Below are 23,845 nucleotides of genomic sequence, written 5' to 3' on the forward strand. Positions count from 1 at the left end.
CGCGCACCCGAGGCCGCCCCGGGCGCCGCAGCACCGATGTCGACGGAGACAGCGAGGTACCCCGGATGACCACCCCCCACGTCATCGTGGTGATGGGCGTAGCCGGCACGGGCAAGACCACGGTCGGCCCGCTGGTCGCGGACGCCCTCGGCGTCCCCTACGCCGAAGGCGACGACTTCCACCCCGCCGCCAACATCGCCAAGATGTCCGCGGGCGTCCCGCTCGACGACGCCGACCGCGAGCCCTGGCTCGACGCCATCGGCGACTGGGCCCGCGACAGGGCGGAGCGGGGCGGCGTGGTCAGCTGCTCGGCCCTCAAACGCGCCTACCGCGACCGGCTGCGCGCCGCGGCCCCGCCCGGCACCGTCGTCTTCCTGCACCTCACCGGCGACCGCGAGCTCATCGGCGCGCGCATGGCCGCCCGCCGGGGCCACTTCATGACCACCCGGCTGCTGGACTCCCAGTTCGCCACCCTCGAACCGCTCGACGCCGACGAGGCGGGCATCCGCGTGGATGTCACGCCCGAAGCTGCCGTCATCGCCGAGCGGGCGGTCGCCGCACTGCGGCGGCTGTAACCCACACACCTCCCCCCTCAAGGAAGCCCCGTGAGCACTCTCAGCGTCGAGATGCTGGCCGCGGCCCCCACCGCACCGATCACTTCGGCAGGTCACGCACAGCTGGGCATCGCCGTCCTCGTCGGCATCGCCGTCATCGTCCTTCTCATCACCCGCTTCTCCCTGCACGCCTTCCTCTCCCTGACCATCGGCTCGCTCGTCCTCGGCGCGGCCGCGGGCGCCCCCCTCGACAAGGTCATCGCCGGCTTCACCGCGGGCCTCGGCTCGACCGTCGCCGGCGTCGGCGTGCTCATCGCGCTCGGCGCGATACTCGGCAAGCTGCTGGCGGACTCCGGCGGCGCCGACCAGATCGTCGACACGATCCTGGCCAGGGCGGGCACCCGCTCCATGCCCTGGGCCGTCGTGCTCATCGCGGGCGTCATCGGGCTGCCGCTCTTCTTCGAGGTCGGGATCGTCCTGCTGATCCCGGTGGTGCTGCTGGTCGCCAAGCGCGGCAACCACTCGCTCATGCGCATCGGCATCCCCGCCCTCGCCGGCCTGTCCGTCATGCACGGCCTGGTGCCCCCGCACCCCGGGCCGCTGGCCGCCATCGACGCCATCGGCGCCGACCTGGGGACGACGCTGGCGCTCGGCGTGCTCGTCGCCGTGCCGACCGCCGTGATCGCCGGCCCCCTCTTCTCCCGCTACGCCGCCCGCTGGGTCGACATCGCCCCGCCCGAGAAGCTGATCCCGCAGCGGCCGTCGGAGGAGCTCGAACGCCGCCCGGGCTTCGCCGCGACCGTGGGCACGGTCCTGCTGCCCGTGGTGCTCATGCTCGCCAAGGCGCTCGCCGACGTCGTCATCGACGACCCGCAGCAGCCCGTGCAGCGGGTGACCGACGTCATCGGCTCCCCGCTGATCGCCCTTCTCTCCGCCGTGCTCGTGGGCCTGTTCACCCTCGGCCGGGCCGCCGGCTTCGGCCGCGACCGGCTCGCCGGGACCGTGGAGAAGTCGCTGGTGCCCATCGCCGGCATCCTGCTCATCGTCGGCGCGGGCGGCGGCTTCAAGCAGACCCTGATCGACGTCGGCGTCGGCCGCATGATCCTGGACATCTCCAAGGACTGGTCCGTCCCGGCCCTCCTCCTCGCCTGGCTGATCGCCGTTGGCATCCGGCTGGCGACCGGCTCGGCGACGGTGGCCACCATCTCCGCCGCCGGGCTCGTCGCCCCGCTGGCCGCGGACATGAGCACGACGCACTCCGCCCTGCTCGTGCTGGCCGTCGGCGCCGGTTCGCTGTTCTTCTCGCACGTCAACGACGCCGGCTTCTGGATGGTCAAGGAGTACTTCGGCATGAGCGTGGGCCAGACGATCAGGACCTGGTCGCTCATGGAGACCGTGATCTCGGTCGTGGGGATCGCCTTCGTGCTGCTGCTCTCCCTCGTGCTGTGACACGGGGACCCGTGCTGTGACACGGGGAGCCCGCCGTGCCCCGGCGGGCTCCCCGTGTCAGGTCCGGCGCCGGGCGGGCACTAGCGGGTGGCGAGCCGCTCCAGCAGGGCGGCGCTCCGCGCCAGCAACGCCCGCTCCTCATCCGTGAGTTCGGCCTCGATGGCCTGCGCGAGCCAACCGGCCCTGCGGCCGCGCTCCGCTTCGAGTGCGGCCCGGCCCGCGTCCGACAGCTCGACCAGTGACTTGCGGCCGTCCGTGGGGTGCGCCCGGCGCGTGACCAGGTCCTGTTCCATGAGCAGCCCCACCGCCCGGGCCATCGACTGGGGGCGTACGCGCTGATCGGCGGCGAGGTCGCTGGTGGTCATGGCGCCGTTGCGGTCGAGTGCGCCGAGCACGGCGGCCTGGCCCAGCGGGATGCGGTCCTCGTGCTTGACGCGTCGGGTGAGCTTGCCCATCGCGGTGCGCAGTTCGGCGGCGATGGTGGCGGCTTCCGGGGTGGGCATAGGGCACTTTACCCCGTTGGTCAGCCTGCGTACCTCATCTGCACAGCACAGCTGTACAGCAATACTGCACAGAGAAACTGCACAGCTTTGCTGTATGGTTTGGTGTTGTCGGGCTCAGCGCCAGCGTTGTCGCAGCCGGGGCCACGGCACACGACAACGGGAAGGACCTCCCATGTCCGCAGAAGCGCTCCGAGCCGTCGACGCCGCCGTCGAGACCGTCACCGCCCGCCGGATCATCGACAGCCGGGGCAACCCCACGGTCGAGGTCGACGTCGTCCTGGCGGACGGATCCCTGGGGCGCGCCGCCGTCCCCTCCGGCGCCTCCACCGGCGCCCGGGAGGCCGTGGAACTGCGCGACGGAGACGCCGCGCGCTGGCACGGCAAGGGCGTCGACCGCGCGGTGGCGCACGTCAACGGGGAGATCGCGGCGGCCGTGCGCGGCCGGGACGCGACGGACCAGGCGGGTCTCGACGCCGCGCTGGTCGCCCTCGACGGCACCGCCACGAAGTCCCGGCTCGGCGCCAACGCGATCCTCGGCGTCTCCCTCGCCGCCGCCAAGGCCGCCGCGGCGGCCCACCGCCAACCCCTCTACCGCTACCTCGGCGGCGCCGACACCCACCTCCTGCCGCTGCCGATGATGAACATCGTCAACGGCGGCGCCCACGCCGACAATCCGCTGGACTTCCAGGAGTTCATGATCGCGCCCGTGGGCGCGGACACCTTCGCCGAAGCCGTCCGCATGGGCAGCGAGGTCTTCCACACCCTGCGCCGCGACCTGCTGGCCGCCGGGCACTCCACGGGCGTCGGCGACGAGGGCGGCTTCGCACCCGCGCTGCGCACCGCCGAGGAGGCGCTCGACTTCGTGATGACCGCCATCGAGCGCACCGGCTACCGCCCCGGCACGGACATCGGCCTGGTCATGGACCCGGCGTCCTCGGAGTTCTTCCGCGACGGGATGTACGACTACGCGGGCGAAGGGGTGCGCCGCACCCCCTCCGAGCACGCCGACTACCTGGCCGGGCTCATCGACGCCTACCCGGTCGTCTCCATCGAGGACCCGATGGCGGAGAACGACCTGGACGGCTGGCGCGAGCTGACCGCCCGCGTCGGCGACCGCTGCCAGCTCACCGGCGACGACGTCTTCTGCACCAACGAGACGCTGCTGCGCGAGGGCATCCGCACCGGCGTCGGCAACTCGGTCCTGGTCAAGGTCAATCAGATCGGGACCCTGACCGAGGCGCTGACGGCGGTGGCCACGGCCCACCAGGCGGGCTGGACGGCCGTCATGTCGCACCGCTCGGGCGAGACGGAGGACACCACCATCGCGGATCTGGCGGTGGCCACCGGCTGCGGCCAGATCAAGACCGGCTCGCTCTCCCGCTCCGACCGCACGGCCAAGTACAACCAGCTGATCCGCATCGAAGAGGAGCTGGGCGACGCGGCGCGCTTCGCGGGCCGCGTCGCACTGCGCCGGGGATGACCACCGCACGGAGCGCGCGCCGCCGTCGACACGGCGAACGCCGCCCGATGCGGCGCTAGCCGCCCACCGCCGTCAGGTATGCGCTCACGTCCGCCGGGTCGTCGGTCGCCAGACCGACGTACCCGTCGGGCCGTATCAGGAACAGCCCGCTGCCGTACGCGTCGTGGACGTGACCGTCCGGATCCCGCAGGTCGGGGGCCGGGCCCTCGACGCGGCACGTCCGCACCAGACCGTCGTCGACGGGCGGCAGCCCGCCCTCGTGGCCCACGGCCAGCAGCGTGAACCGCGGCCCGCAGAAGGCGTCGAAGAGCCGGACCGTGGCCCCCGCAGGGTCCTTGCACGGCGCGTCCGGCGCCCGGTCCCCGGCCCGCACCGCACCCTCGGGGACCTCCCGGCGCAGCTCGCAGGTCAGCGGGCTGGTGGGATAGCCGATGGTGAGCTGATGCGTCTCGGGACCCCGGCGGGGGCGGCCCCCCGTGCCGTCCCCGCCCTGGTCGCGGTGGTGCACGCGGGTGCTCAGGCCCAGCACGCCGGCCGCCACCTCGCGCCGCTCCGCGTCGTAGGTGTCGAGCAGGGCGTCCGGCGCGCTCCGGCGCAGCACCGCGTCGAGCTTCCAGCCCAGGTTGTAGCCGTCCTGCACGCTGGTGTTCAGACCCTGGCCGCCCGCGGGGGAGTGGACGTGCGCCGCGTCCCCGGCGAGGAAGACACGGCCCTCGCGGAACCGCCCCGCCATCGCGGCACGCGCCCGGAACGTCGAGGCCCATGTCACCGCGCCCACCCGCAGGTCCGTACGCCCCGTCCGCTCCTCCAGCAGGCGCTGCAGCGCCTCGGACGTGCCGTCGCGCTCCGCGTCCGGCTCCTGGCCGGACTCGTCGAAGCGGGCCATGAACTGGAAGGTCTCCACGCCCTCCAGGGGGCGCAGCATCAGCGTCCCGCCCGGCGCCGTGGGCCAGATGTGCCAGTGCGTGCGCTCGATCCCCTCCACGAAGGCGTCCGCCAGCAGGACGGGGCGGGGGTCGACGACCTCCCCCTCGAAGTCGATGCCGAGCGCCCGGCGCACGGTGCTGCGCCCGCCGTCGGTACCGACCAGGTAGGCCGCCCGCAGCGTCTCCCGCCCGCCGTCCGCACGCGTGAGGGTGGCGGTGACGCCGTCGGCGTCCTGCGCGAAGTCCGTCAGCCCGGTGTCGTAGTCGACGTGACCGCCCAGCTCCGCCAGGCGCTCGCCGAGGATCTCGACCGTGCGCCACTGAGGGAGCATCAGGATCTCGCCGTACGGCACCGTGGGCGAGGGGGCGGCGCGCTCGACGAGCTCCCACTCCCCGATCCGGGTGGCGCCGTCCCAGCTCATCATCGGCGGGCACGGCCCGCCCGCGGCCAGGAGGGCGGGCAGCACGCCCAGGTCCTCGAAGACCTCAAGGCTGCGCGGCTGCAGGCCCGTTCCCCGCGACCCCGGGAAGCCGCGGGACTCGCGGTCGACGATGCGGTGGCGGATGCCGCGGCGGGCGAGATCGATGGCCAGGACGAGCCCGGTGGGGCCCGCGCCCACGATCAGCACTTCCGTGCCGGAGCCCTCGTCCGCCCCTCGTGTCCCCGCGACCCCCGTATCGGCGCCGGTGCCCATGGTCGTGCCGTTGCGCGTGTCGATGCTCATGCCGCCGTCCCCCTTAACGCTGTTAAGTGCATGGTGTTCAGCGTGGCCTGAACGCCGTTAAGCTGTCAAGCGTGGGAACTCGACTGGGGAAACTGGACCGTTCGCGGGTCGCCGAGACCGCGCTCGAAGTGCTGAACGACGTGGGGCTCGAAGGGCTCGCCCTCCGGCGCATCGCCAACGAGCTGAACGTCCAGGCACCGGCGCTGTACTGGCACTTCAAGAACAAGCAGGAACTGCTCGACGAGATGGCCACCGAGCTCATGCGGCGCATGCTCGAACCCCTGGAGGGCATCGAGGCCGCCACGTGGCAGGAGCACCTGACCGCGTCCGCCCACGTCACACGCCGCACCCTGCTCGACTACCGCGACGGCGCGAAGGTCTTCAGCGGCACGCGCTTCACCGCCAACCACCACGCGATACCGCTGGAGCGGTTCCTGGAGGTGTGGACGGGCGCGGGCGCCACCGTGCGCGGCGGGGCCCGCGCCTGGTTCACCGCCCACACCTTCGCGGTCGGCTACGTCATCGAGGAGCAGTCCGTCTACCCGCTCCCCGGCGGCAGCCGCGACCCCGCGTACGAACCGGACGGCCGCGCCCACCGCCTGGAGGGCTTCCCCCTGGCCGGCCAGGCCGGCTGGGAGTTCTTCGGCGACCTCGACAAGGGCTTCGAGGAGAGCCTGGCCGCGATCGTCGCGGGCATCGACGTGACGCTAATGCAGCCCGCCCGCCGCGCCCCGGCCCCGGACGCCGGCGGAAGCGGCGGCGTCACCGCTCAGTGACCTGCGCAGCACGGGCGTGAAGCGGCGCTCCACCCAGCGGTGCAGCGCCCAGGCCAGCGCCAGCATCACCAGCACCGTCAGGGCGAACGCCGCGTACGAGGGCACGCCCAGCCCCCGGTGCAGGGCGCCGATCACCACCCACCCCAGGTGCTCGTGCACCAGGTAGAAGGGGTAGGTCAGCGCCCCCGCGAACGGCAGCCACCGCCAGTTCGCCCAGCCCGTCCGGCCCGTCGCCACCGCCGCCACGGCGGCGTAGCCCAGCGCGAGCACGGCGATGATGACGTACGGGGAGCGGTAGGAGAAGTAGTGCGGGTTCGGCGGGTGCGACAGACCCGCCACCGCGTAGTGCTGGCCCAGCAGGAAGCTCACCCCCACGACGCCCCAGGCGACCGCGTCGTTCCCGAAGCGGTGGACGAGGTACAGGCCGATGCCGCCGATGAAGAACGACGCGTACTCCGGCATGAACACCACCCGCAGGAACTCCACGTGCGACGCCGTCGTGATCACCGTCATCAGCGTCCACCCCGCGCAGAACAGCACCACCCGCCGCCGCGTCGCCCCCGGCAGGACCACGCACAGCGCGAACAACGCGTAGAAGCGCACCTCCGCCCACAGCGTCCAGCACACCCCCAGCACCCGCTCCGCCCCCGCCGGCTGCTGCAGCATCGTCAGGTTGACGAGCGTGTCGCTGGCCGACACCGTCCGGTACGTCACCCACGGCAGGGCGAACACCAGCGTGACGAGCACGACGGCGGCCCAGTAGGCGGGATAGAGGCGGGCCGCGCGCGAGGCGGCGAACGACCGCAGCGGACGGCCCCAGCCGCTCATGCAGATCACGAAGCCGCTGATGACGAAGAAGATCTGCACCCCCAGACAGCCGTAGGCGAACGCCGCGGACAGGTGCGGGAACTCGTGCCGTGGCGAAGCCCCCCACGCCCGGCTGACGTCGCCGTCCCGCCCGCCGTAGTGGTACGCCGCCACCATCAGCGCCGCCAGCAGCCGTAACCCGTCCAGGGCCCGCAGCCGCCCGCCCGCCGCCTCGCGTCCCCGACCGCCGCCCGGCTCCGGCAACGACGCCCCGTCGCCGTTCACCCGGATGGGAACGGCACCCCGCGCGGCCGCGAGGAAGCCTGCGCCGGGCCTCACCGCGCGCCGCCACGGGCGCGGGCGGCATCCGCCGGAAGACGACGGCCGGCCGTCCGCTGTCCGGGAAGGCGCAGCGCGAGGCGCCTGCGCAGTGCCCGCGCCCGGCGGGCCGCGCGGCGCACCGCGCGGCTCCGCGCCAGGAAGCCCAGCTGCGCGGGGACCGCCCCGGGCAGGGCCAGCACGGTCAGCCGGCGCCGCTTGAAGTAGCGCCACGTACGGGCGTCCAGGCGCGCGGCCAGGTAGCGCTCGGCGGCCGGGCGCAGCCCCGGATTGACCTGCGGCTGCATCGCGTAGCCGACGGCGGCGAGCAGCCCGCCCACGTGGTCCGGGTCGCCGGGCGGCCCGTCCTCCTCGGCGAGCCCGGGCAGCAGCGCGTCGACGAGCGTCACCGGCACGCGGTTGCTGTTCTGGTACGGGGTCAGCCGCTCCAGCAGCAGATCCGTGCCCGCCCGGGCGACCGGCAGGCCGTAGAACGTGCGCGCCGTCAGCAGCGCGGTGGAGAAGCAGGCCACCACGAGCGCGGGCCGCAGCCGCTGGTAGACCACCTCGGCCAGCACCGGAGTCCGCAGGACGGTCAGCGTCGCGCCGAGCCGGTCCGCCTCCTCCTCCAGCAGCCGCGACCAGCGGGCCGGCGCCGACGGATGGGGCTTGAAGACCAGCTCGCGATGGCCGCGCCCGACCGCGCCGCGCAGCATGCGCACGTGCAGCCGCTCCTCCTCTGCCGGCGTGAGGATGTCCAGCATCGACAAGTACTGGCCGAGCAGCAGCGCCGCCCCCTCGGGAACGCGGGGCAGGGCCGCCCCGGCCCCGTCCGCCAGCTCGGCGAGCACCTTGGTGAACACCTCGCCCGGCACGACCTGCGCCGTGACCCCGAACTCCTGCAGCAACAGCGGCTCCAGGCCGGGGACCAGGTCCAGGTGGAGCAGCCGGCGCACGCGCGTGCCGATCAGCGGGTCCAGCTTGCTGCGCGTGGGCCCGTAGCTCATCAGCCCGTCCGCGTAGACCTCCAAGGGCGCGTCGGGAAACAGCTGGGCCAGCGCGAGGGCCGGGTTGACCTGGATGGACTCCAGGACGATCGTCACCTCGTCCTCGCCGAGGCCCCAGAGCAGCCGCAGGTGCCGCTCCCACAGCGGCACGTCGTCGGGGCGCGGGGACCAGCCGGTGGGGTGGAAGGGGCTGATGGTCTCGTTCCAGGACAGCACCCCGTCGAAGCGGTCGCGCAGCAGCTCGAAGCCGGGCGTCTCGTCGAAGGCGGGCGTGGTCTCCGGGACGGCCGCGGTGTTGGCGACGAGCAGCAGTCGGCGGCCGGCCGCGGGCAGCAGCCCGGCGTCGATCGCCGCGGCCAGCGTGGCGGCCCCGTAGAGCGTCGAGGCGAGGAGGATCTGCGTGCGGCGGCGAGCGCTCATCGGACGGCCACCCCCGCCGCCGCGGGCGCGGGCCGCCCGGGCCGGCGGCGCAGCCTGCGCAGCCGGGCGGCACGGTCCTCGTCCATCGCGTGCAGGGCGTCCTGGAGAAGGTCCCCGGGCAGGCGCCGGAGTGCCTCCGCACTTCTCGAACGCAATGTCCTGGCGACCGCGGGTTCGAATCTCTCGATAGATCCGAGATGGTGCGCCATGATGGCGCAATACGTACGAACGGCCTTCGGCAGGAGTTTATCCGCATCCGGATCGCACGCCGTTTCGTCAATTACTTGGTCGAACGCACGGAGGAAATCCAGCTGCCGCACATCACCGATTTGGGTGAGTGACGTGGCGACCCCGCGACGGTAAAAGACGCCGAGCAGCCCGACGGCGGCGAAGGATTCCGCCTCGCGGTGCAGCCGCCAGATCCACGGCCGGTCCTCGGCCGTGCGCAGCCCGTCCCGGAAGTGCAGCAGACCCCGGTCCAGCAGCCGGCGGTGGTAGACGCCCGCCCACGCGTACGGATAGTCGACGGACGTCGAACGGTCGGCCGGCAGGATCGCCCCGCGCGGCCGCAGCACCTCCCCGCGCCGGCCGACCGGCACCCGGTGGACCGTCCGCACCCGCCCCGTGCACTGCACGTGATCGGTGCGGACGAAGTCCACGCCCAGCTCCTCGGCCGCCGCCAGCAGCCGGGCGCAGTGACCCGGCGCCAGCCAGTCGTCGCCGTCGAGGAACGTCACGTACTCCCCGCGCGCCACGTCCAGCCCGCTGTTGCGGGCGGTGGCCAGCCCCCCGTTCGCCGTGCGCCGCACGAGCACCGCCCCCGGCACCTCGCGCCCGGCACGCTCCAGCAGGTCCGGCGTGCCGTCCGTCGAACAGTCGTCGACGAGAATGAATTCGAAGTCCTCACGCGCGTTCGCGCACAGGCTTCGCAAGGTGTCGGGCGCATATGTCTGCACGTTGAAGAACGGCACGACGACGGAGAGCTTGACCACGCGCGTGACGCTATGCGCCCCTCCGGCATTCGCCCTGACGCAGGGCGTAAGCGAAGGTGAACGAAGCACGGCGGATCGATGAACCGCCTTTTCCGTCAACCGATTCGCCGGCCGTCGGTGTGCTGTTTACCGGCTGTTGAAGTCCCGTTGGGCAGCCAAACGGAATGGATTTCTATCGTCGTCGGCGTGCCATCACGTACCGAAACCCCACCACGGGTCGCCGTGCTCGCGGACTCCGACACCCGGTGGAAGTGGGGGGCGCTCACCGCGCACCGGCTCGCCCCCGGCGGCCCCCTCGACGGCTACCTGCTGAGAGGCCGCGCGACCCCCACGGTCCGCCAGCTCGCCGAGGTCGGCGTCCGCACGGACGTGCTGCGCGAGGTCACCGGCGCCCGGTTCGTCGCCACGGCCGGCCGCGAGCGGTACGACGTCGTCGTGCTCGCCTGCGTCGGGGGCGCGGTGCAGGCCATGCTGCACGGACTCCGGCACGCCTGGGCCGGCGCCCCCGCCCGCCCCGTCGTCGTCACCGGCTACGTCGGCGTCGTGTACGAGAAACTCGCCGACGGCCTGCTGCTGCGGCACGGCGCGGACGTCGTCCTCGCCAACTCCCGTGACGATGCGGAACGTTTCCGCGCCGTGTACGCCGGGGCCGGCGCCCCCGCGGACGGCGTCACCGAGTGCGCGCTGCCCTTCCTCGACGGCGAGCGGTACGCCGGACCGTCCCCGGAACGGCCGTACACCGTGGTGTTCGCCGCCCAGCCGTCCGTACCCGACGGCCGCGCCGACCGGCTCTACCTGCTCGAACGCGCCGCCCGCCACGCCCGTCTGCACCCCCGGCGCGAGGTCCTGGTCAAGCTCCGCAGCCGCCCCGGCGAACACACCACGCACATCGAGGAACACCCGTACCAGAAGCTCGCCGCCCGCCTCCCCGGCGGCCTGCCGCCCAACTGCCGCCTGGTGTACGGGCACATGGGCGAGGTCCTGGACCGCACCGACCTGCTGGTCACCGTCAGCTCCACCGCAGCCCTGGAATCCCTCCACCGCGCCGTGCCGACCGCCGTCCTGACCGACCTCGGCATCCGCGAGCCGCTCGGCAACCACCACTTCCTCGGCTCCGGCTGCCTGGCCTCCTGGGACGAACTCGACGCCGGCCACCTGCCCGCGCCCGACCCTCGCTGGACCGCCCGCCAGGGCGTCGCCCCCGACGGCTCGTACGCACACGCCTTCGACGCGGCCCGCGAGCGCATCGCCGATCTCACCGCCCGCCCCGCCCTGCCCCCGCTCGTCCCCTACTACACCGCCCGCACCGCCCCCGGCTACCTCCCCGCGGTCCTCGCCCGCCACGGCTTCGACCCCGAAGGCCGCCCCCTGCCCGGGCGTGCGGCCCCCGCCCGCGAGGAGAACGCCCTGCGCCGCGCCACGCGCACCGCCCTGCGGGACATGGCCCGCGGTGCCTACCGGCACGGGGTGCAGCGCGTGGCGCCCGTCATCCGCCGGCTGGGGGAGCTGTGACTCAGGAGGACACCGTGTCCGTTCCACCGGCTCCGGCTTCACCGGCTCCACCGGCCGTCCTGGCCGTCATCCCCGCCCGCGGCGGCTCCAAGGGCGTGCCCTCCAAGAACCTCGCCGCCGTCGGAGGCGTCCCGCTCGTCGCCCGGGCGGTACGCGCGTGCCAGGCGGCACGGCTGGTCACGGACGTGGTCGTCTCGACCGACGACCCGGCGATCGCGGCGGCGGCCCGGAGCGCGGGGGCTTCGGTCGTACGGAGGCCGTCGGCGATCGCGGGGGACACGGCGACGAGTGAGGCGGCGGTGCTGCATGCGATGGAGGCGTACGAGGCGCGTGGCGACCGGGCGGTCGGCACGGTGCTGTTGGTGCAGTGCACCAGTCCGTTTCTCACGGCGGAGGACGTGGACGGGGTGGCTCGCGCTGTCGTCGAGGGGGGTGCGGACAGTGCGCTGACGGTGGCGCCGTTCCATGGCTTCGTGTGGCGGGAGGAGGGGGAGGAGGCGGCTGAGGCTGCCTGCGGCGCGATTCCCCAGCCCCGCCCTTCCCCCGTTCCCCGGGGCTCCGCCCCGGACCCCGCTCCTCGAACGCCGGAGGGGCTGGATGGGTCGCCCGGACCGGCGGAACATCCAGCCCGGCCGGCGTTTGAGGACGACGCGCGCCGGCGCGGACAGGGAAGGCACGGGACCGGCGTCAACCACGCCCCCTCCCACCGCCCCCGCCGCCAGGACCGCCCCCAGGACCTCCTCGAAACCGGCGCCGCCTACGCCATGGAAGCCACCGGCTTCCGCACCACCCGCCACCGCTTCTTCGGCCGCACCGAACTCGTCCGCACCGACCCTGCCCGCGTCCTGGAGATCGACGACCCGCACGACCTCGCCCGCGCCCGCGCCCTCGCACCCCTGCTCGACGCCGAGCCCGGCGCGCTGCCCACCCGGCAGGACGTCGACGCCGTCGTCCTGGACTTCGACGGCACCCAGACCGACGACCGCGTCCTCATCGACGCCGAAGGGCGCGAACTCGTGGCCGTGCACCGCGGCGACGGGCTCGGCATCGCCGCGCTGCGCCGGGCGGGGCTGGAGCTGCTGATCCTGTCGACCGAGACCAACCCCGTGGTCGCCGCCCGGGGCCGAAAGCTCGGCGTGCCCGTGATCCACGGCAGCGAGCGCAAGGACCTGGCGCTCAAACGGTGGTGCGAGGAACGCGGCATCGCCCCCGAACGGGTGCTCTACGCCGGCAACGACGTCAACGACCTGTCCTGCTTCGGCCTCGTCGGCTGGCCCGTGGCCGTCGCCGACGCCCACGGGCCGGTACGCGCCGCCGCCCGGGCCGTGACCACCACGCCCGGCGGCAGCGGCGCCGTCCGCGAGATCGCCGGCTGGCTCCTCGGCCCGGCCCTCGACGCCGAGCCACCGGCCGGCCCTCCCGCCCGTCCAGTCCCGCCCCGCCCGCCCGTCCCCTCCCGTGAAGGAACCGCCTCCTCATGACCTCCGCCCCGCGCAGCGGCACCGGCACCCGTACCCGTTTCCTCGGCAACCGTCCCCTGGGTCCCGGCCACCCCGTCTACGTCACCGGTGAGATCGGCATCAATCACAACGGCGACCTCGACCACGCCTTCGCCCTGATCGACGCCGCCGCCGACGCCGGCTGCGACGCCGTGAAGTTCCAGAAGCGCACCCCCGAGGTCTGCACGCCGCGTGACCAGTGGCAGCTCGAACGCGACACGCCCTGGGGCCGGATGACGTACATCGACTACCGCCACCGCGTCGAGTTCGGCGAGGAGGAGTACCGCGCGATCGACGAGCACTGCCGCACCCGCGACATCGCCTGGTTCGCCTCCCCCTGGGACACCGAGTCCGTCGCCTTCCTTGAGAAGTTCGACGTGCCCGCGCACAAGGTGGCCTCGGCCTCCCTCACCGACGACGAGCTGCTGCGCGCCCTGCGCGCCACCGGCCGCACCGTCGTCCTCTCCACCGGCATGTCCACCCCGCGGCAGATCCGCCACGCGGTCGAGGTGCTCGGCAGCGACAACATCGTGCTCTGCCACGCCACGTCCACCTACCCGGCCAGGGCCGCCGAGCTCAACCTCCGGGTGATCAACACCCTGATGGCCGAGTACCCCAACGTCCCCATCGGCTACTCCGGCCACGAGACGGGCCTGCAGACCACCCTCGCCGCCGTCGCCCTGGGGGCCTCGTTCGTCGAGCGCCACATCACCCTCGACCGCGCCATGTGGGGCTCCGACCAGGCCGCCTCCGTCGAACCCGGCGGGCTCCAGCGGCTCGTGCGCGACATCCGCGTCGTCGAGGAGTCGCTGGGCGACGGCGTCAAGCGGGTGTACGACAGCGAGCTGGGCCCGATGCGGAAACTGCGCCGCGTGGCGGGGGTCCTCGCCGAGGCCGGCGACCGCGAACCCGTCGCGGTCTGACGGGCCGCGCGGTGACCACCCCCGAGGGGCCGGTCCCCGGCCCGCCGGTGACCACCCCCCAGGGGCCGGCTCCCGGCCCGCCCCCGGAGGCGGCGGGTGCTCCCGCCCGCCGCCTCCGGGGCGCGAAGGAACCGCCGGCCCCCACCCTGGCCTTCGTCGAGAGCCCGGTGCAGTTGCTGAACGTCCTCGAATGGGCGTACCGCGCCGCCCGCCGCGACGCCCCCGCGTCCGCTCCGCGCGCCGAGGTGCCCCCGCTGTGCGACGGAGTGCCCCGCCAGCCGGAACGCCGGGACATCACCCCGCTCGCCGGCGACCTGCTCGTCGTCGTCCTGGCCCCCCGCGACCCCATGACCCGCGGCCAGCTGCGCCGGATGGCCGAACTGGCACGCGACCAGGGGTACCGGGTCCGCTGGGAGGAGGCCCGGGGCGGCCCGGGGGCGCCGCTGCACACCGTCGGCTCGCTGGCCGGCCCGCTGCGCAGGGCCCGGCGGGTGGTGGTCGGCGATCCGTTCTCGCGCTACGTGCAGCTGCTGCTGACCATCACCCGCGCCCGCGAACTCGTCGTCGTGGACGACGGCACCGCGACCATGGAGTTCGTCTCCCAACTGGCCCGCGGCGAACGGCTCGTACGGTGGCACCGCCAGACGAGCCGCGCACGACCCGGGGCGCGTGACGTCGTCTTCGCGCCGGTATCCGCATCAGTGCGCCGCAAGTTCACGCCGAACGCCCGCCGTACGGTGGAGGTCTTCACCTCCATGCCCGTCGAACCGCCACCCGGAGTGACGGTCACGGCCAACGACTTCGCCTGGACCCGCGCCACGTACGGCCCTCCCCGCCTCACCCGTGGCACCGACCTCGTGGGCACCTCGCTCGTCGAGACCGGGGTGGTCGACCCCGAGCGCTATCTGGACGCCGTCGCCGCGCTCGCCCTGACCCACGGCGCCACCCGCTACTTCGCCCACCGCCGCGAGAGCGCCGAGAAGCTGCACCGCATAGCCGCCCGGCTGGGCCTGGAGGTCGTGCGGCCCGAGCTGCCGCTGGAGCTGGTCGCCCGGCGCGGCCCCATCGGCCGTACGGTCCTGAGCTTCCCGTCCACCGTCGTGCACACCCTGCCGCTGGCCCTCGCGGGCGCAGGGGTGAGCGTAGCGGTCTGCGACATCGACCCCACCTGGCTCACCGAGCACGCCTCACCCCGCGCCGAGGGCTTCCTGGCCGGGGTCACCGGCACCGCGCGGGAAGTACGGAAGCTGCCGCGTGTGCCCGTTCCGGCGGCGCGTGTCGCCGAAGGTACGCCGTAAATACGGGTCATACCCCTCTGTCGACCCATCCATGCGGCTGAACTTTTCTTGATTGAGGGACAGTTGCCCCATCGGGGGCTCTACGCTTCGCAGGGTGAACCATCTGATGCCCTGCGAAGCCGACCCCGAAACCGTCGAAGGTGACCTGCCCGGCGTGCTCCCCTCCGGACTGCGTGCCGAACTCATCGCGTTCCGGCGGGACTTGCACATGCACCCCGAGCTGGGTAACCGCGAGTTCCGCACCACCGCGGCGGTACGGGCGAGGCTGGAGAAGGCCGGGCTCAGACCGCGCACGCTCGCCGGGGGCACGGGACTGGTCTGCGACATCGGCCGGGACGGCGCGTCGTACGCCTCCGCCGGCCGCCCGGTGCTCGCCCTGCGCGCCGACCTCGACGCACTGCCCATCCCGGACACCAAGACCGTCCCCTACCGCTCGACGATCCCCAAGATGGCCCACGCCTGCGGCCACGACGTGCACACCACCGTCGTCCTGGGCGCCGGCCTCGTCCTCGCGGACCTGGCCGAGCAGGGGCTGCTGCCCAACCCCGTGCGGCTGATCTTCCAGCCCGCCGAGGAGGTGCTGCCCGGCGGTGCCCTGGACGCCATCGAGTGCGGGGCGCTGGACGGCGTCGGCCGGATCCTGGCCCTGCACTGCGACCCCAAGGTCGAGGTCGGCAAGATCGGCCTGCGGACCGGAGCCATCACCTCCGCCTGTGACCGGCTGGAGGTCAGCCTCGCCGGCGCCGGCGGCCACACCGCCCGCCCGCACCTGACCACCGACCTGGTGACCGCCGTCGCCCGGGTCGCCACGGACGTGCCGGCGCTGATCGCCCGGCGCGCCGACGCCCGCTCGGGGCTCTCGGTCACCTGGGGACGCCTGGAAACCGGCCACGCGTGCAACGTCATCCCGCAGCACGCCGAGCTCGCCGGCACCGTCCGCTGCCTGGACCTGCACACCTGGCGCGAGGCGCCCGACCTGGTGCACGCCGCGGTCGACGAGATCGCTACGCTGCACCGGGCCAAGTCGGAGATCAACTACATCCGGGGCGTGCCCCCGGTGGTCAACGATCCCGAGGTCACGGGGCTGCTGCGGCGGGCCATGGCGACGCGTCGCGGGCGGTACGCAGTGGAGGACACCGAGCAGAGCCTGGGTGGCGAAGATTATTCGTGGTACCTGGAGCACGTCCCCGGCGCGATGGCCCGGTTGGGCGTCCGCCCAGTGGGTGATAACACCCGTCGTGACCTGCATTGCGGCGATTTCGACGTCGACGAGCACGCGATCGAGGTGGGGGTGGAGCTCTTCACGGCCGCAGCTTTGCTGGACGGCAACCGAATGTAGGCGGTTTGGTCAAGACTGGTTCGCGACGATCCGATAACGGCTTTCAGGTACCCCTTTTATCTGCATCTACGCGCGTTACGATTCCCGCGAACCAGCGCCAATGGAGGCGCTTCGAGTGAAGGGGCCCCTCGTGCGCCGGGTATCCACTATCGCTGTCGCGGGCATCACCACCGCGGCTCTTGCATTCACTCTCACCGCCTGTGGTGAGTCCTCGACCGAGTCCGGTGGCGGCAAGGACAAGGGCGCCGGTCTGGCGTTCGACGTCGGCGGCCGTGACGACCACTCCTTCAACGAGTCCGCCGCCCGTGGCGCGGACAAGGCGGAGAAGGAGCTGGGCATCAGCACCAAGATGATGACCGCCAAGAACGGCGAGACCGAGGCCGACCGCGAGCAGCGGCTGAACTCGCTGGCCGAGGCGGGCTACAACCCGGTCATCGGCGTCGGCTTCAGCTACGCCAAGTCGATCGAGAAGGTCGCCAAGGACTACCCCAAGACCACCTTCGCGGTCGTCGACTCGGTTGTCCCGGGCAACAATGTCGACAGCATCACCTTCGGTGAGCACGAGGGCTCCTACCTGGCCGGCGTCGCCGCCGCGCTGAAGTCCAAGAGCCACAAGGTCGGCTTCATCGGTGGCGTGAACAACGCCCTGATCCAGAAGTTCCAGGCCGGCTTCGAGCAGGGCGCGAAGGACACCGACTCCAAGGTCGAGGTCGTCTCGCAGTACCTGTACCCGAACAACGACAAGGGCTTCAACGACCCGGCGGCCGCCAAGGAGAAGGCCAAGGGCATGCTCGACTCGGGCGTCGACGTGATCTACACCGCGGCCGGCCTCTCCGGCAACGGTTCGATCGAGGCCATCGCCGCCCAGAAGGGCGCCTGGGCGATCGGCGTCGACTCCGACCAGTACCAGCAGCCGGGTCTGGAGAAGTACAAGGCTTCCATCCTCACCTCCGTGGTGAAGAACGTGGACGTGTCGGTCTTCGACCTCATCAAGAGCGTCAAGGACGGCAAGCCGCTCACGGGCCCGCACGCCTACCTGCTGAAGGACGGCGGCGTCTCGCTGGCCACCTCCGGCGGTCAGATCGACGACATCAAGGAGCAGCTGGACGCTGCCAAGAAGAAGATCGTCGACGGCCAGGTCAAGGTCCGCACCTCCCCGTGATCACGGGCCGGTGATGACCGGCCTGTAAGGACTGCGGGCCCGGCAGCGGGGATTACTCCTCGTGGCCGGGCCCGCATACGCGAGTCAACGCTACGCGCGTAGCACCCCATTGGGACGTGTAGCCTCGCCCCCGCCCAGCAGGCCCCGCCGTTCCCCCGCATGGCCGAGCCGACTTTTTCGCTCCCTTTCCCCGAGGAGAGTGCGCCATCAAAGCGTCCACCACAGAAACCAGCAGTACCGCCCCGGCGGTGGAACTCGCGGGTATCACCAAGCGGTTCCCCGGTGTCGTGGCCAACCACGACATCCACCTCACGGTCCGCCGCGGCACCGTTCACGCCCTCTGCGGCGAGAACGGCGCCGGCAAGTCGACCCTGATGAAGATCCTCTACGGCATGCAGAAGCCGGACGAGGGCACCATCACCCTGGACGGCGAGCAGGTCACCCTGAACACGCCGGCCGACGCCATCGGGCGCGGCATCGGCATGGTGCACCAGCACTTCATGCTCGCCGACAACCTCACCGTCCTGGAGAACGTCGTCCTCGGTGCCGAGAAGCTCCACGGCATCGGCAACAAGGCCCGCGCGAAGATCAAGGAGATCTCCGACGCGTACGGCCTGGGCGTGCGCCCGGACGTCCTCGTGGAGGACCTCGGCGTCGCCGACCGCCAGCGCGTGGAGATCCTCAAGGTCCTCTACCGCGGCGCCCGCACGCTGATCCTCGACGAGCCGACGGCCGTCCTGGTCCCGCAGGAGGTCGACGCCCTGTTCGACAACCTGCGCGAGCTCAAGTCCGAGGGCCTGACGGTCATCTTCATCTCGCACAAGCTGGGCGAGGTGCTCTCCGTCGCGGACGACATCACCGTCATCCGCCGCGGCACCACCGTCGGCACCGCCATCCCCAGCCAGACCACGCCCAAGCAGCTGGCCGAGCTGATGGTCGGCGAGGAGCTGCCCTCGCCGGAGACCCGCGAGTCCACGGTCACCGACACGCCGATGCTCACCGTCGACGGCCTGCACCTGTCGGCCACCGACTCCGACGGCGTCGTGCGCGCGGTGCTGGACGGCATCACCTTCACCATCCACAAGGGCGAGGTCCTCGGCCTCGCGGGTGTGGAGGGCAACGGCCAGGCCGAGCTCGTCGAGGCCATCATGGGCATGCGCCACCCGGACGGCGGCGTCGTCACCCTCGACGGTGCCGACATCACCCAGGCCCCGACGCGCAAGCGCCGCGAGGGCGGCATCGGGTACATCCCCGAGGACCGCCACCGCCACGGCCTGCTGCTGGAGGCGCCGCTGTGGGAGAACCGCATCCTCGGCCACGTCACCGAGAAGCCCAACAGCAAGAAGGGCCTCATCGACATCAAGGCCGCCCGCGCCGACACCGAGCGGATCGTCCGCGAGTACGACGTGCGCACCCCGGGCATCGAGGTCACCGCGGCCTCGCTCTCCGGCGGCAACCAGCAGAAGCTGATCGTCGGCCGTGAGATGAGCCACCAGCCCAAGCTGCTCATCGCCGCCCACCCCACCCGTGGCGTGGACGTCGGTGCGCAGGCGCAGATCTGGGACCAGATCCGCGAGGCGCGCCGCGAGGGCCTGGCGGTCCTGCTGATCTCCGCCGACCTGGACGAGCTGATCGGGCTCTCCGACACCCTGCGGGTGATGTTCCGCGGCCGCCTGGTCGCCGACGCCGACCCCGCGACGATCACCCCGGAGGAGCTGGGCTCGGCCATGACCGGCGCCGCCTCCGGACACCTTGAGCACACCGAAGATTCCTCGGAGACCACCGAGGAGAACGAGAACCAGGAAGGCGGTGACGCGAAGTGAAGAAGCTCGACAAGAACAAGCTGATCCTGGGGATCGCCGCCCCGGTCCTGGCGATCGTCACCGCACTGGTCATCACCTCGGTCATCATCGCGGCCACCGGCAAGGACCCGTTCCACGCCTATGAGGTCATGGTCGACTTCGGCTCCAAGGCCGACAGTCAGGTCTGGATCATCAACAAGGCGACGCCGTACTACCTGTCCGCGCTGGCGGTGGCCATCGGCTTCCGGATGAACCTGTTCAACATCGGCGTCGACGGCCAGTACCGCATCGCGGCGTTCTTCGCCGCGGTCGTCGGTGCCTCGCTGACGCTGCCGGGCATCATCGAGATCCCGGTGATCATCATCATCGCGATGATCGTCGGTGCCATGTGGGCCGGCATCGCCGGCGTGCTGAAGACCACCCGCGGCGTCAGCGAGGTGATCAGCACCATCATGCTGAACGCCATCGGCGCCTCGGTCATCGGCTACTTCCTGCAGGACGGGCGGCTGGCGGAGAAGGAGGGCAACCTGATCCACACGCCCTACCTGCCCGACTCCGCGCACTTCTTCGAGATCCCGACCACGCCCAAGCCCATCTACGGCTTCGTGGTGGTCGCGGCCGTCGCCGGTCTCGCCTACTGGTTCGTGCTGAACCGTTCCCGCTTCGGCTTCGACCTGCGCACCGTGGGCCGTTCCGAGTCCGCGGCCCAGGCCAGCGGCGTCAACGTCAAGCGCATGGTGATCACCTCCATGCTGCTCTCCGGCGCCATGGCCGGTCTGGTCGGCATGCCGACCCTGCTCGGCGTCTCGTACAACTACGGCACCGACTTCCCCACCGGCATCGGCTTCACCGGTATCGCCATCGCGCTGCTCGGCCGCAACAACCCCATCGGCATGGCCCTCGCGGCCCTGCTCTGGGGCTTCCTTGAGCGCACCGGCACCCAGCTGGAGTTCGAGGGCTACGCCCAGGAGATCGTCGGCGTGATCCAGGGCGTCATCGTCCTGTGCGTCGTCATCGCCTACGAGATCGTGCGCCGGTACGGACTCAAGGTCCAGCAGCGCAAGGTCGGCGAGGAGCTCGCCGCCCAGGCCCGTAAGAGCGACAAGGCGGAGGCTTCCGCATGAGTACGACCTTCACCTCCTCGCTCGCCGAGCGGCTGAGCGGCAAGAACAAGGACAACGGGAAGCGCAGGCTCTCCGCCCCCGTGATCATGCTCGGCATCGCCGGCGCACTGATCCTGCTGTCCGCACTGCGCGTCATCACGGGCGCGGACGACCTGACCTCCTCCGGTCAGTTCAGCGGCGCGCTCGGCGCGGCCGTGCCCATCGGCCTCGCGGGCCTCGGCGGCCTGTGGTCCGAGCGGGCCGGCGTCGTCAACATCGGCCTCGAAGGCATGATGATGCTCGGCAGCTTCAGCGCCGGCTGGGTCGGCTGGCAGCACGGCCCCTGGGCCGCCGCGGCCGCCGGCATCCTCGGCGGCGCGCTCGGCGGTCTCATCCACGCCATCGCCACCGTCACCTTCAACGTGGACCACATCATCTCCGGTGTGGCCATCAACATCCTGGCCCTGGGCGTCACCCAGTACCTGGCCAAGCTGTGGTTCGGTGCCGAGGGCAGCGCGGCCCAGCTGGCGGGCGGCAACGACAAGCAGTCGCCCGTCATGGAGAACATGGGACACTTCTCGATCCCCGGCCTGTCCGACTGGCTGAACTCGATCGAGAAGCACCACTGGTTCCTCGTCTCCGACCTCGCCGGCATCCTCGACGGCCTGGTCTCCGACGTCTCCTGGCTGACAATCGTCGCGGCGCTGCTCTTCGTCGGCACGTTCTTCGTGCTGTGGCGCTCCGCCTTCGGCCTGCGCCTGCGTTCCTGCGGTGAGAGCCCGGTGGCGGCCGAGTCCCTCGGCGTCAACGTCTACACCTACAAGTACGCGGCCGTGGTCGTCTCCGGCGCCCTCGCGGGCCTCGGCGGCGCGTTCCTCGCCATCGGCACGCACATGTACTCCGACGGTCAGACCGGCGGCCGCGGCTACATCGGTCTCGCCACGATGATCTTCGGTAACTGGCGTCCGGGCGGCGTCGCCATGGGTGCCGGCCTGTTCGGCTTCATGGACAGCCTCCAGCTGCGCTCCGGCGGCCCGACCGTCCACGCGCTGCTGCTGCTCGTCGCGGTGCTGCTCGTCGGCCTGGTCGCCTGGCAGCTGAAGAAGGGCAAGAGCAAGCAGGCGATCGCGAGCGCGGTCATCGTCGCCGTGCTCGTCGTCTGGTACCTCCTCACCACGACCGTGCCGCTGGAGTTCGTCGACGCCACGCCGTACGTCGCGACCCTGCTGGTGCTGTCGCTCTCCGCACAGCGCCTGCGGCCGCCCAAGGCCGACGGCCAGCCCTACCGGAAGGGCCAGGGCAAGTGACCGACTCCCCTGATTGGGAGGCCCTGCGCGCGCAGGCCCGGGACGCCATGTCCCGGGCCTACGCCCCGTACTCCGGCTTCCCCGTCGGCTCGGCGGCCCTGGTCGACGACGGCCGCGTCGTCACCGGCTGCAACGTGGAGAACGCCGCCTACGGCGTCGCCCTGTGCGCCGAGTGCGGCATGGTCTCCGAGCTGATCGCCACCGGCGGCGGCCGCCTGACGCACTTCACCTGCTGCGACCGCCACGGCAACATCCTGATGCCGTGCGGCCGCTGCCGGCAGCTGCTGTGGGAACACGGCGGCCCCGAGCTGGAGGTGGACACGACGAGCGGCATCCGCCCGCTCGCCGAGCTCCTCCCCGACGCGTTTGGGCCCGCCGACCTGAATCGTTGAAGATGTCCCTAAGCGCCGGACGGGCTGATGTTTCAGCCCGTCCGGGTCACTTTCCGGCCCCGGGAAGACCTGAGGACTACGAACCTAAGGAAAATGTGCTGATGGACGCCATTTCCGTTATCCGCACCAAGCGCGACCGCGGCCGTCTGACCGACGAGCAGATCGACTGGATGATCGACGCGTACACGCGCGGCGAGGTCGCCGACGAGCAGATGTCCTCGCTCGCCATGGCCATCCTGCTCAACGGCATGGACCGTGCGGAGATCGCCCGCTGGACCGCCGCGATGATCAAGTCCGGCGAGCGCATGGACTTCTCGTCCCTGCCCATGCCGACCTCGGACAAGCACTCCACCGGCGGCGTCGGCGACAAGATCACCCTCCCGCTGGCCCCGCTCGTCGCCGCCTGCGGCGCCGCGGTGCCGCAGCTCTCCGGCCGTGGCCTCGGCCACACCGGCGGCACCCTCGACAAGCTGGAGTCCATCCCCGGCTGGCGGGCCCTGCTCTCCAACGACGAGATGATGGACGTCCTGCGCAACGTCGGCTCCGTCATCTGCGCCGCCGGCGACGGCCTGGCCCCGGCGGACAAGAAGCTCTACGCGCTGCGCGACGTCACGGGCACGGTGGAGGCGATCCCGCTGATCGCCAGCTCCATCATGTCCAAGAAGATCGCCGAGGGCACGGGCTCGCTGGTGCTGGACGTGAAGGTCGGCTCCGGCGCCTTCATGAAGAACATCGCCGACGCGCGCGAGCTGGCGTCCACGATGGTGGGCCTGGGCACCGACCACGGCGTCAAGACCGTGGCCCTGCTGACCGACATGTCCACCCCGCTCGGCCTCACCGCGGGCAACGCCCTTGAGGTCCGCGAGTCGGTGGAGGTCCTGGCGGGCGGCGGCCCGGCGGACGTCGTCGAGCTGACGCTGGCCCTGGCCCGCGAGATGCTCACCGCGGCGGGCCTGCCCGACGCGGACCCGGAGAAGGCCCTGCGCGACGGCTCGGCCATGGACCACTGGCGCCGCATGATCATCGCCCAGGGCGGTGACCCGGACGCCGTTCTGCCGGTGGCCCGTGAGCAGCACGTGGTGACGGCGGCCGAGTCCGGTGTGCTGACGAAGCTCGACGCGTACGCGGTGGGCGTCTCGGCCTGGCGCCTCGGCGCCGGCCGCGCCCGCAAGGAGGACCCGGTGCAGGCCGGCGCGGGCATCGAGATGCACGCCAAGCCGGGCGACACGGTGGTCGCGGGCCAGCCGCTGATGACGCTGCACACGGACACGCCGGAGAAGTTCGAGTACGCGCTGGCGGCGCTCGACGGCGGCGTGGAGATCGCGGAGGCGGGCACGGAGTTCAAGGCGAACCCGATCGTTCTGGACCGCATTGCGTGACGCGTAGCGGTTGACGCGTAGCGTCGCCGCACGAGGAAGGCCCCCGCCATGTGCTTGGCGGGGGCCTTCGTCGTGCGGCGGGGCCGCTCCGCTGCGCTGCGCGGTGGCCGGAGTGTGGCTGCACCGCTGCGCGGCTGGCCGGGCGGAGGGGCAGGGCTGCGCCCCTGGGGGC

Annotated in this window: 20 protein-coding genes; 15 read left to right on the forward strand and 5 right to left on the reverse strand. The window is 72.2% G+C overall.

The window, feature by feature from the left end:
* Positions 1-65: 65 nt before the first annotated feature.
* Together LE181_RS12815 and LE181_RS12820 are read left to right on the forward strand one after the other, a co-directional pair.
* A complete protein-coding gene (locus LE181_RS12815; RefSeq protein ID WP_225661377.1) occupies positions 66-575 on the forward strand; it encodes a gluconokinase in 510 nt (169 codons plus the stop codon).
* Positions 576-605: 30 nt separating this feature from the next.
* Complete coding sequence (locus LE181_RS12820) at positions 606-2,003, forward strand: GntT/GntP/DsdX family permease (protein ID WP_225661378.1); 1,398 nt, start codon at positions 606-608, stop codon at positions 2,001-2,003.
* An 80-nt stretch (positions 2,004-2,083) separates the two neighbouring features.
* Here the strand turns inward: LE181_RS12820 and LE181_RS12825 are convergent, their stop codons facing one another.
* Entirely contained in the window at positions 2,084-2,506 is a 423-nt protein-coding gene (locus tag LE181_RS12825) for a MarR family winged helix-turn-helix transcriptional regulator (protein ID WP_225661379.1), read from the reverse strand.
* A 172-nt stretch (positions 2,507-2,678) separates the two neighbouring features.
* Between LE181_RS12825 and eno the strand changes: the two genes are divergently transcribed.
* Positions 2,679-3,986: a phosphopyruvate hydratase gene (eno, locus tag LE181_RS12830; RefSeq protein WP_225661380.1), complete on the forward strand. Its 1,308-nt coding sequence runs from the start codon at positions 2,679-2,681 to the stop codon at positions 3,984-3,986.
* A 55-nt stretch (positions 3,987-4,041) separates the two neighbouring features.
* On the opposite strand, the gene LE181_RS12835 is transcribed toward eno, so the two are convergent.
* Positions 4,042-5,637, reverse strand: a complete 1,596-nt coding sequence (locus LE181_RS12835) for an FAD-dependent monooxygenase (protein ID WP_225661381.1) — start codon at positions 5,635-5,637, stop codon at positions 4,042-4,044.
* Positions 5,638-5,708: 71 nt separating this feature from the next.
* On the opposite strand from LE181_RS12835, the gene LE181_RS12840 reads away from it, so the two are divergent.
* Entirely contained in the window at positions 5,709-6,413 is a 705-nt protein-coding gene (locus tag LE181_RS12840; RefSeq protein ID WP_225661382.1) for a TetR/AcrR family transcriptional regulator C-terminal domain-containing protein, read from the forward strand.
* Here LE181_RS12840 and LE181_RS12845 read toward each other — a convergent pair.
* From LE181_RS12845 to LE181_RS12855, 3 genes are all read right to left on the reverse strand, one after another.
* Positions 6,345-7,484, reverse strand: coding sequence for an acyltransferase family protein (locus LE181_RS12845; protein ID WP_225661417.1), 1,140 nt, complete (start codon positions 7,482-7,484; stop codon positions 6,345-6,347). The genes LE181_RS12840 and LE181_RS12845 overlap by 69 nt on opposite strands.
* A 71-nt stretch (positions 7,485-7,555) precedes the next feature.
* Positions 7,556-8,965: a polysialyltransferase family glycosyltransferase gene (locus tag LE181_RS12850; RefSeq protein WP_225661383.1), complete on the reverse strand. Its 1,410-nt coding sequence runs from the start codon at positions 8,963-8,965 to the stop codon at positions 7,556-7,558.
* Positions 8,962-9,957 carry a glycosyltransferase family 2 protein gene (locus LE181_RS12855; RefSeq protein ID WP_225661384.1) on the reverse strand — a complete coding sequence of 332 codons (996 nt, stop codon included), beginning with the start codon at positions 9,955-9,957 and terminating at the stop codon, positions 8,962-8,964. Before LE181_RS12855 ends, LE181_RS12850 begins: the two co-directional genes overlap by 4 nt.
* A 186-nt stretch (positions 9,958-10,143) precedes the next feature.
* Between LE181_RS12855 and LE181_RS12860 the strand changes: the two genes are divergently transcribed.
* The 11 genes from LE181_RS12860 (at position 10,144) to LE181_RS12910 (ending at position 23,673) form a co-directional block, all read left to right on the forward strand.
* On the forward strand, positions 10,144-11,469 hold the full coding sequence (locus tag LE181_RS12860; RefSeq protein ID WP_225661385.1) for a DUF6716 putative glycosyltransferase: 1,326 nt from the start codon (positions 10,144-10,146) through the stop codon (positions 11,467-11,469).
* A 14-nt stretch (positions 11,470-11,483) separates the two neighbouring features.
* The gene (locus LE181_RS12865; protein WP_225661386.1) at positions 11,484-12,950 is read left to right on the forward strand and encodes an acylneuraminate cytidylyltransferase; all 1,467 of its coding nucleotides are present in this window, start codon (positions 11,484-11,486) and stop codon (positions 12,948-12,950) included.
* Positions 12,947-13,891, forward strand: a complete 945-nt coding sequence (locus LE181_RS12870) for an N-acetylneuraminate synthase family protein (RefSeq protein ID WP_225661387.1) — start codon at positions 12,947-12,949, stop codon at positions 13,889-13,891. The genes LE181_RS12865 and LE181_RS12870 overlap by 4 nt, the downstream gene beginning before the upstream one ends.
* Before the next feature lie 146 nt (positions 13,892-14,037).
* Positions 14,038-15,189, forward strand: a complete 1,152-nt coding sequence (locus LE181_RS12875; RefSeq protein ID WP_225661418.1) for a hypothetical protein — start codon at positions 14,038-14,040, stop codon at positions 15,187-15,189.
* A gap of 106 nt (positions 15,190-15,295) precedes the next feature.
* Positions 15,296-16,528 carry an amidohydrolase gene (locus tag LE181_RS12880; RefSeq protein ID WP_225661419.1) on the forward strand — a complete coding sequence of 411 codons (1,233 nt, stop codon included), beginning with the start codon at positions 15,296-15,298 and terminating at the stop codon, positions 16,526-16,528.
* A 130-nt stretch (positions 16,529-16,658) separates the two neighbouring features.
* Positions 16,659-17,690, forward strand: coding sequence for a BMP family lipoprotein (locus LE181_RS12885; protein WP_225661388.1), 1,032 nt, complete (start codon positions 16,659-16,661; stop codon positions 17,688-17,690).
* A gap of 248 nt (positions 17,691-17,938) precedes the next feature.
* Complete coding sequence (locus LE181_RS12890) at positions 17,939-19,513, forward strand: ABC transporter ATP-binding protein (RefSeq protein WP_225661389.1); 1,575 nt, start codon at positions 17,939-17,941, stop codon at positions 19,511-19,513.
* A complete protein-coding gene (locus tag LE181_RS12895; protein WP_225661390.1) occupies positions 19,510-20,616 on the forward strand; it encodes an ABC transporter permease in 1,107 nt (368 codons plus the stop codon). The genes LE181_RS12890 and LE181_RS12895 overlap by 4 nt, the downstream gene beginning before the upstream one ends.
* Positions 20,613-21,902 (forward strand): ABC transporter permease, encoded by a 1,290-nt coding sequence (locus LE181_RS12900; protein ID WP_225661391.1) that lies wholly within the window; start codon positions 20,613-20,615, stop codon positions 21,900-21,902. The genes LE181_RS12895 and LE181_RS12900 overlap by 4 nt, the downstream gene beginning before the upstream one ends.
* The gene (locus tag LE181_RS12905) at positions 21,899-22,294 is read left to right on the forward strand and encodes a cytidine deaminase (RefSeq protein WP_225661392.1); all 396 of its coding nucleotides are present in this window, start codon (positions 21,899-21,901) and stop codon (positions 22,292-22,294) included. The genes LE181_RS12900 and LE181_RS12905 overlap by 4 nt, the downstream gene beginning before the upstream one ends.
* A gap of 95 nt (positions 22,295-22,389) precedes the next feature.
* On the forward strand, positions 22,390-23,673 hold the full coding sequence (locus LE181_RS12910; protein ID WP_225661393.1) for a thymidine phosphorylase: 1,284 nt from the start codon (positions 22,390-22,392) through the stop codon (positions 23,671-23,673).
* Positions 23,674-23,845: the final 172 nt, after the last annotated feature.

Source organism: Streptomyces sichuanensis (genome assembly GCF_020328095.1).
GTDB lineage: Bacteria > Actinomycetota > Actinomycetes > Streptomycetales > Streptomycetaceae > Streptomyces > Streptomyces cinnamoneus.

What these genes read in the sequence shown, in the direction of transcription:
- LE181_RS12815 (WP_225661377.1), top strand. Translation starts at nt 66, where the DNA reads ATGACCACCCCCCACGTCATCGTGGTGATGGGCGTAGCCGGCACGGGC.
- LE181_RS12825 (WP_225661379.1), bottom strand. Translation starts at nt 2,506, where the DNA reads ATGCCCACCCCGGAAGCCGCCACCATCGCCGCCGAACTGCGCACCGCG.
- eno (WP_225661380.1), top strand. Translation starts at nt 2,679, where the DNA reads ATGTCCGCAGAAGCGCTCCGAGCCGTCGACGCCGCCGTCGAGACCGTC.
- LE181_RS12835 (WP_225661381.1), bottom strand. Translation starts at nt 5,637, where the DNA reads ATGAGCATCGACACGCGCAACGGCACGACCATGGGCACCGGCGCCGAT.
- LE181_RS12850 (WP_225661383.1), bottom strand. Translation starts at nt 8,965, where the DNA reads ATGAGCGCTCGCCGCCGCACGCAGATCCTCCTCGCCTCGACGCTCTAC.
- LE181_RS12870 (WP_225661387.1), top strand. Translation starts at nt 12,947, where the DNA reads ATGACCTCCGCCCCGCGCAGCGGCACCGGCACCCGTACCCGTTTCCTC.
- LE181_RS12880 (WP_225661419.1), top strand. Translation starts at nt 15,296, where the DNA reads ATGCCCTGCGAAGCCGACCCCGAAACCGTCGAAGGTGACCTGCCCGGC.
- LE181_RS12900 (WP_225661391.1), top strand. Translation starts at nt 20,613, where the DNA reads ATGAGTACGACCTTCACCTCCTCGCTCGCCGAGCGGCTGAGCGGCAAG.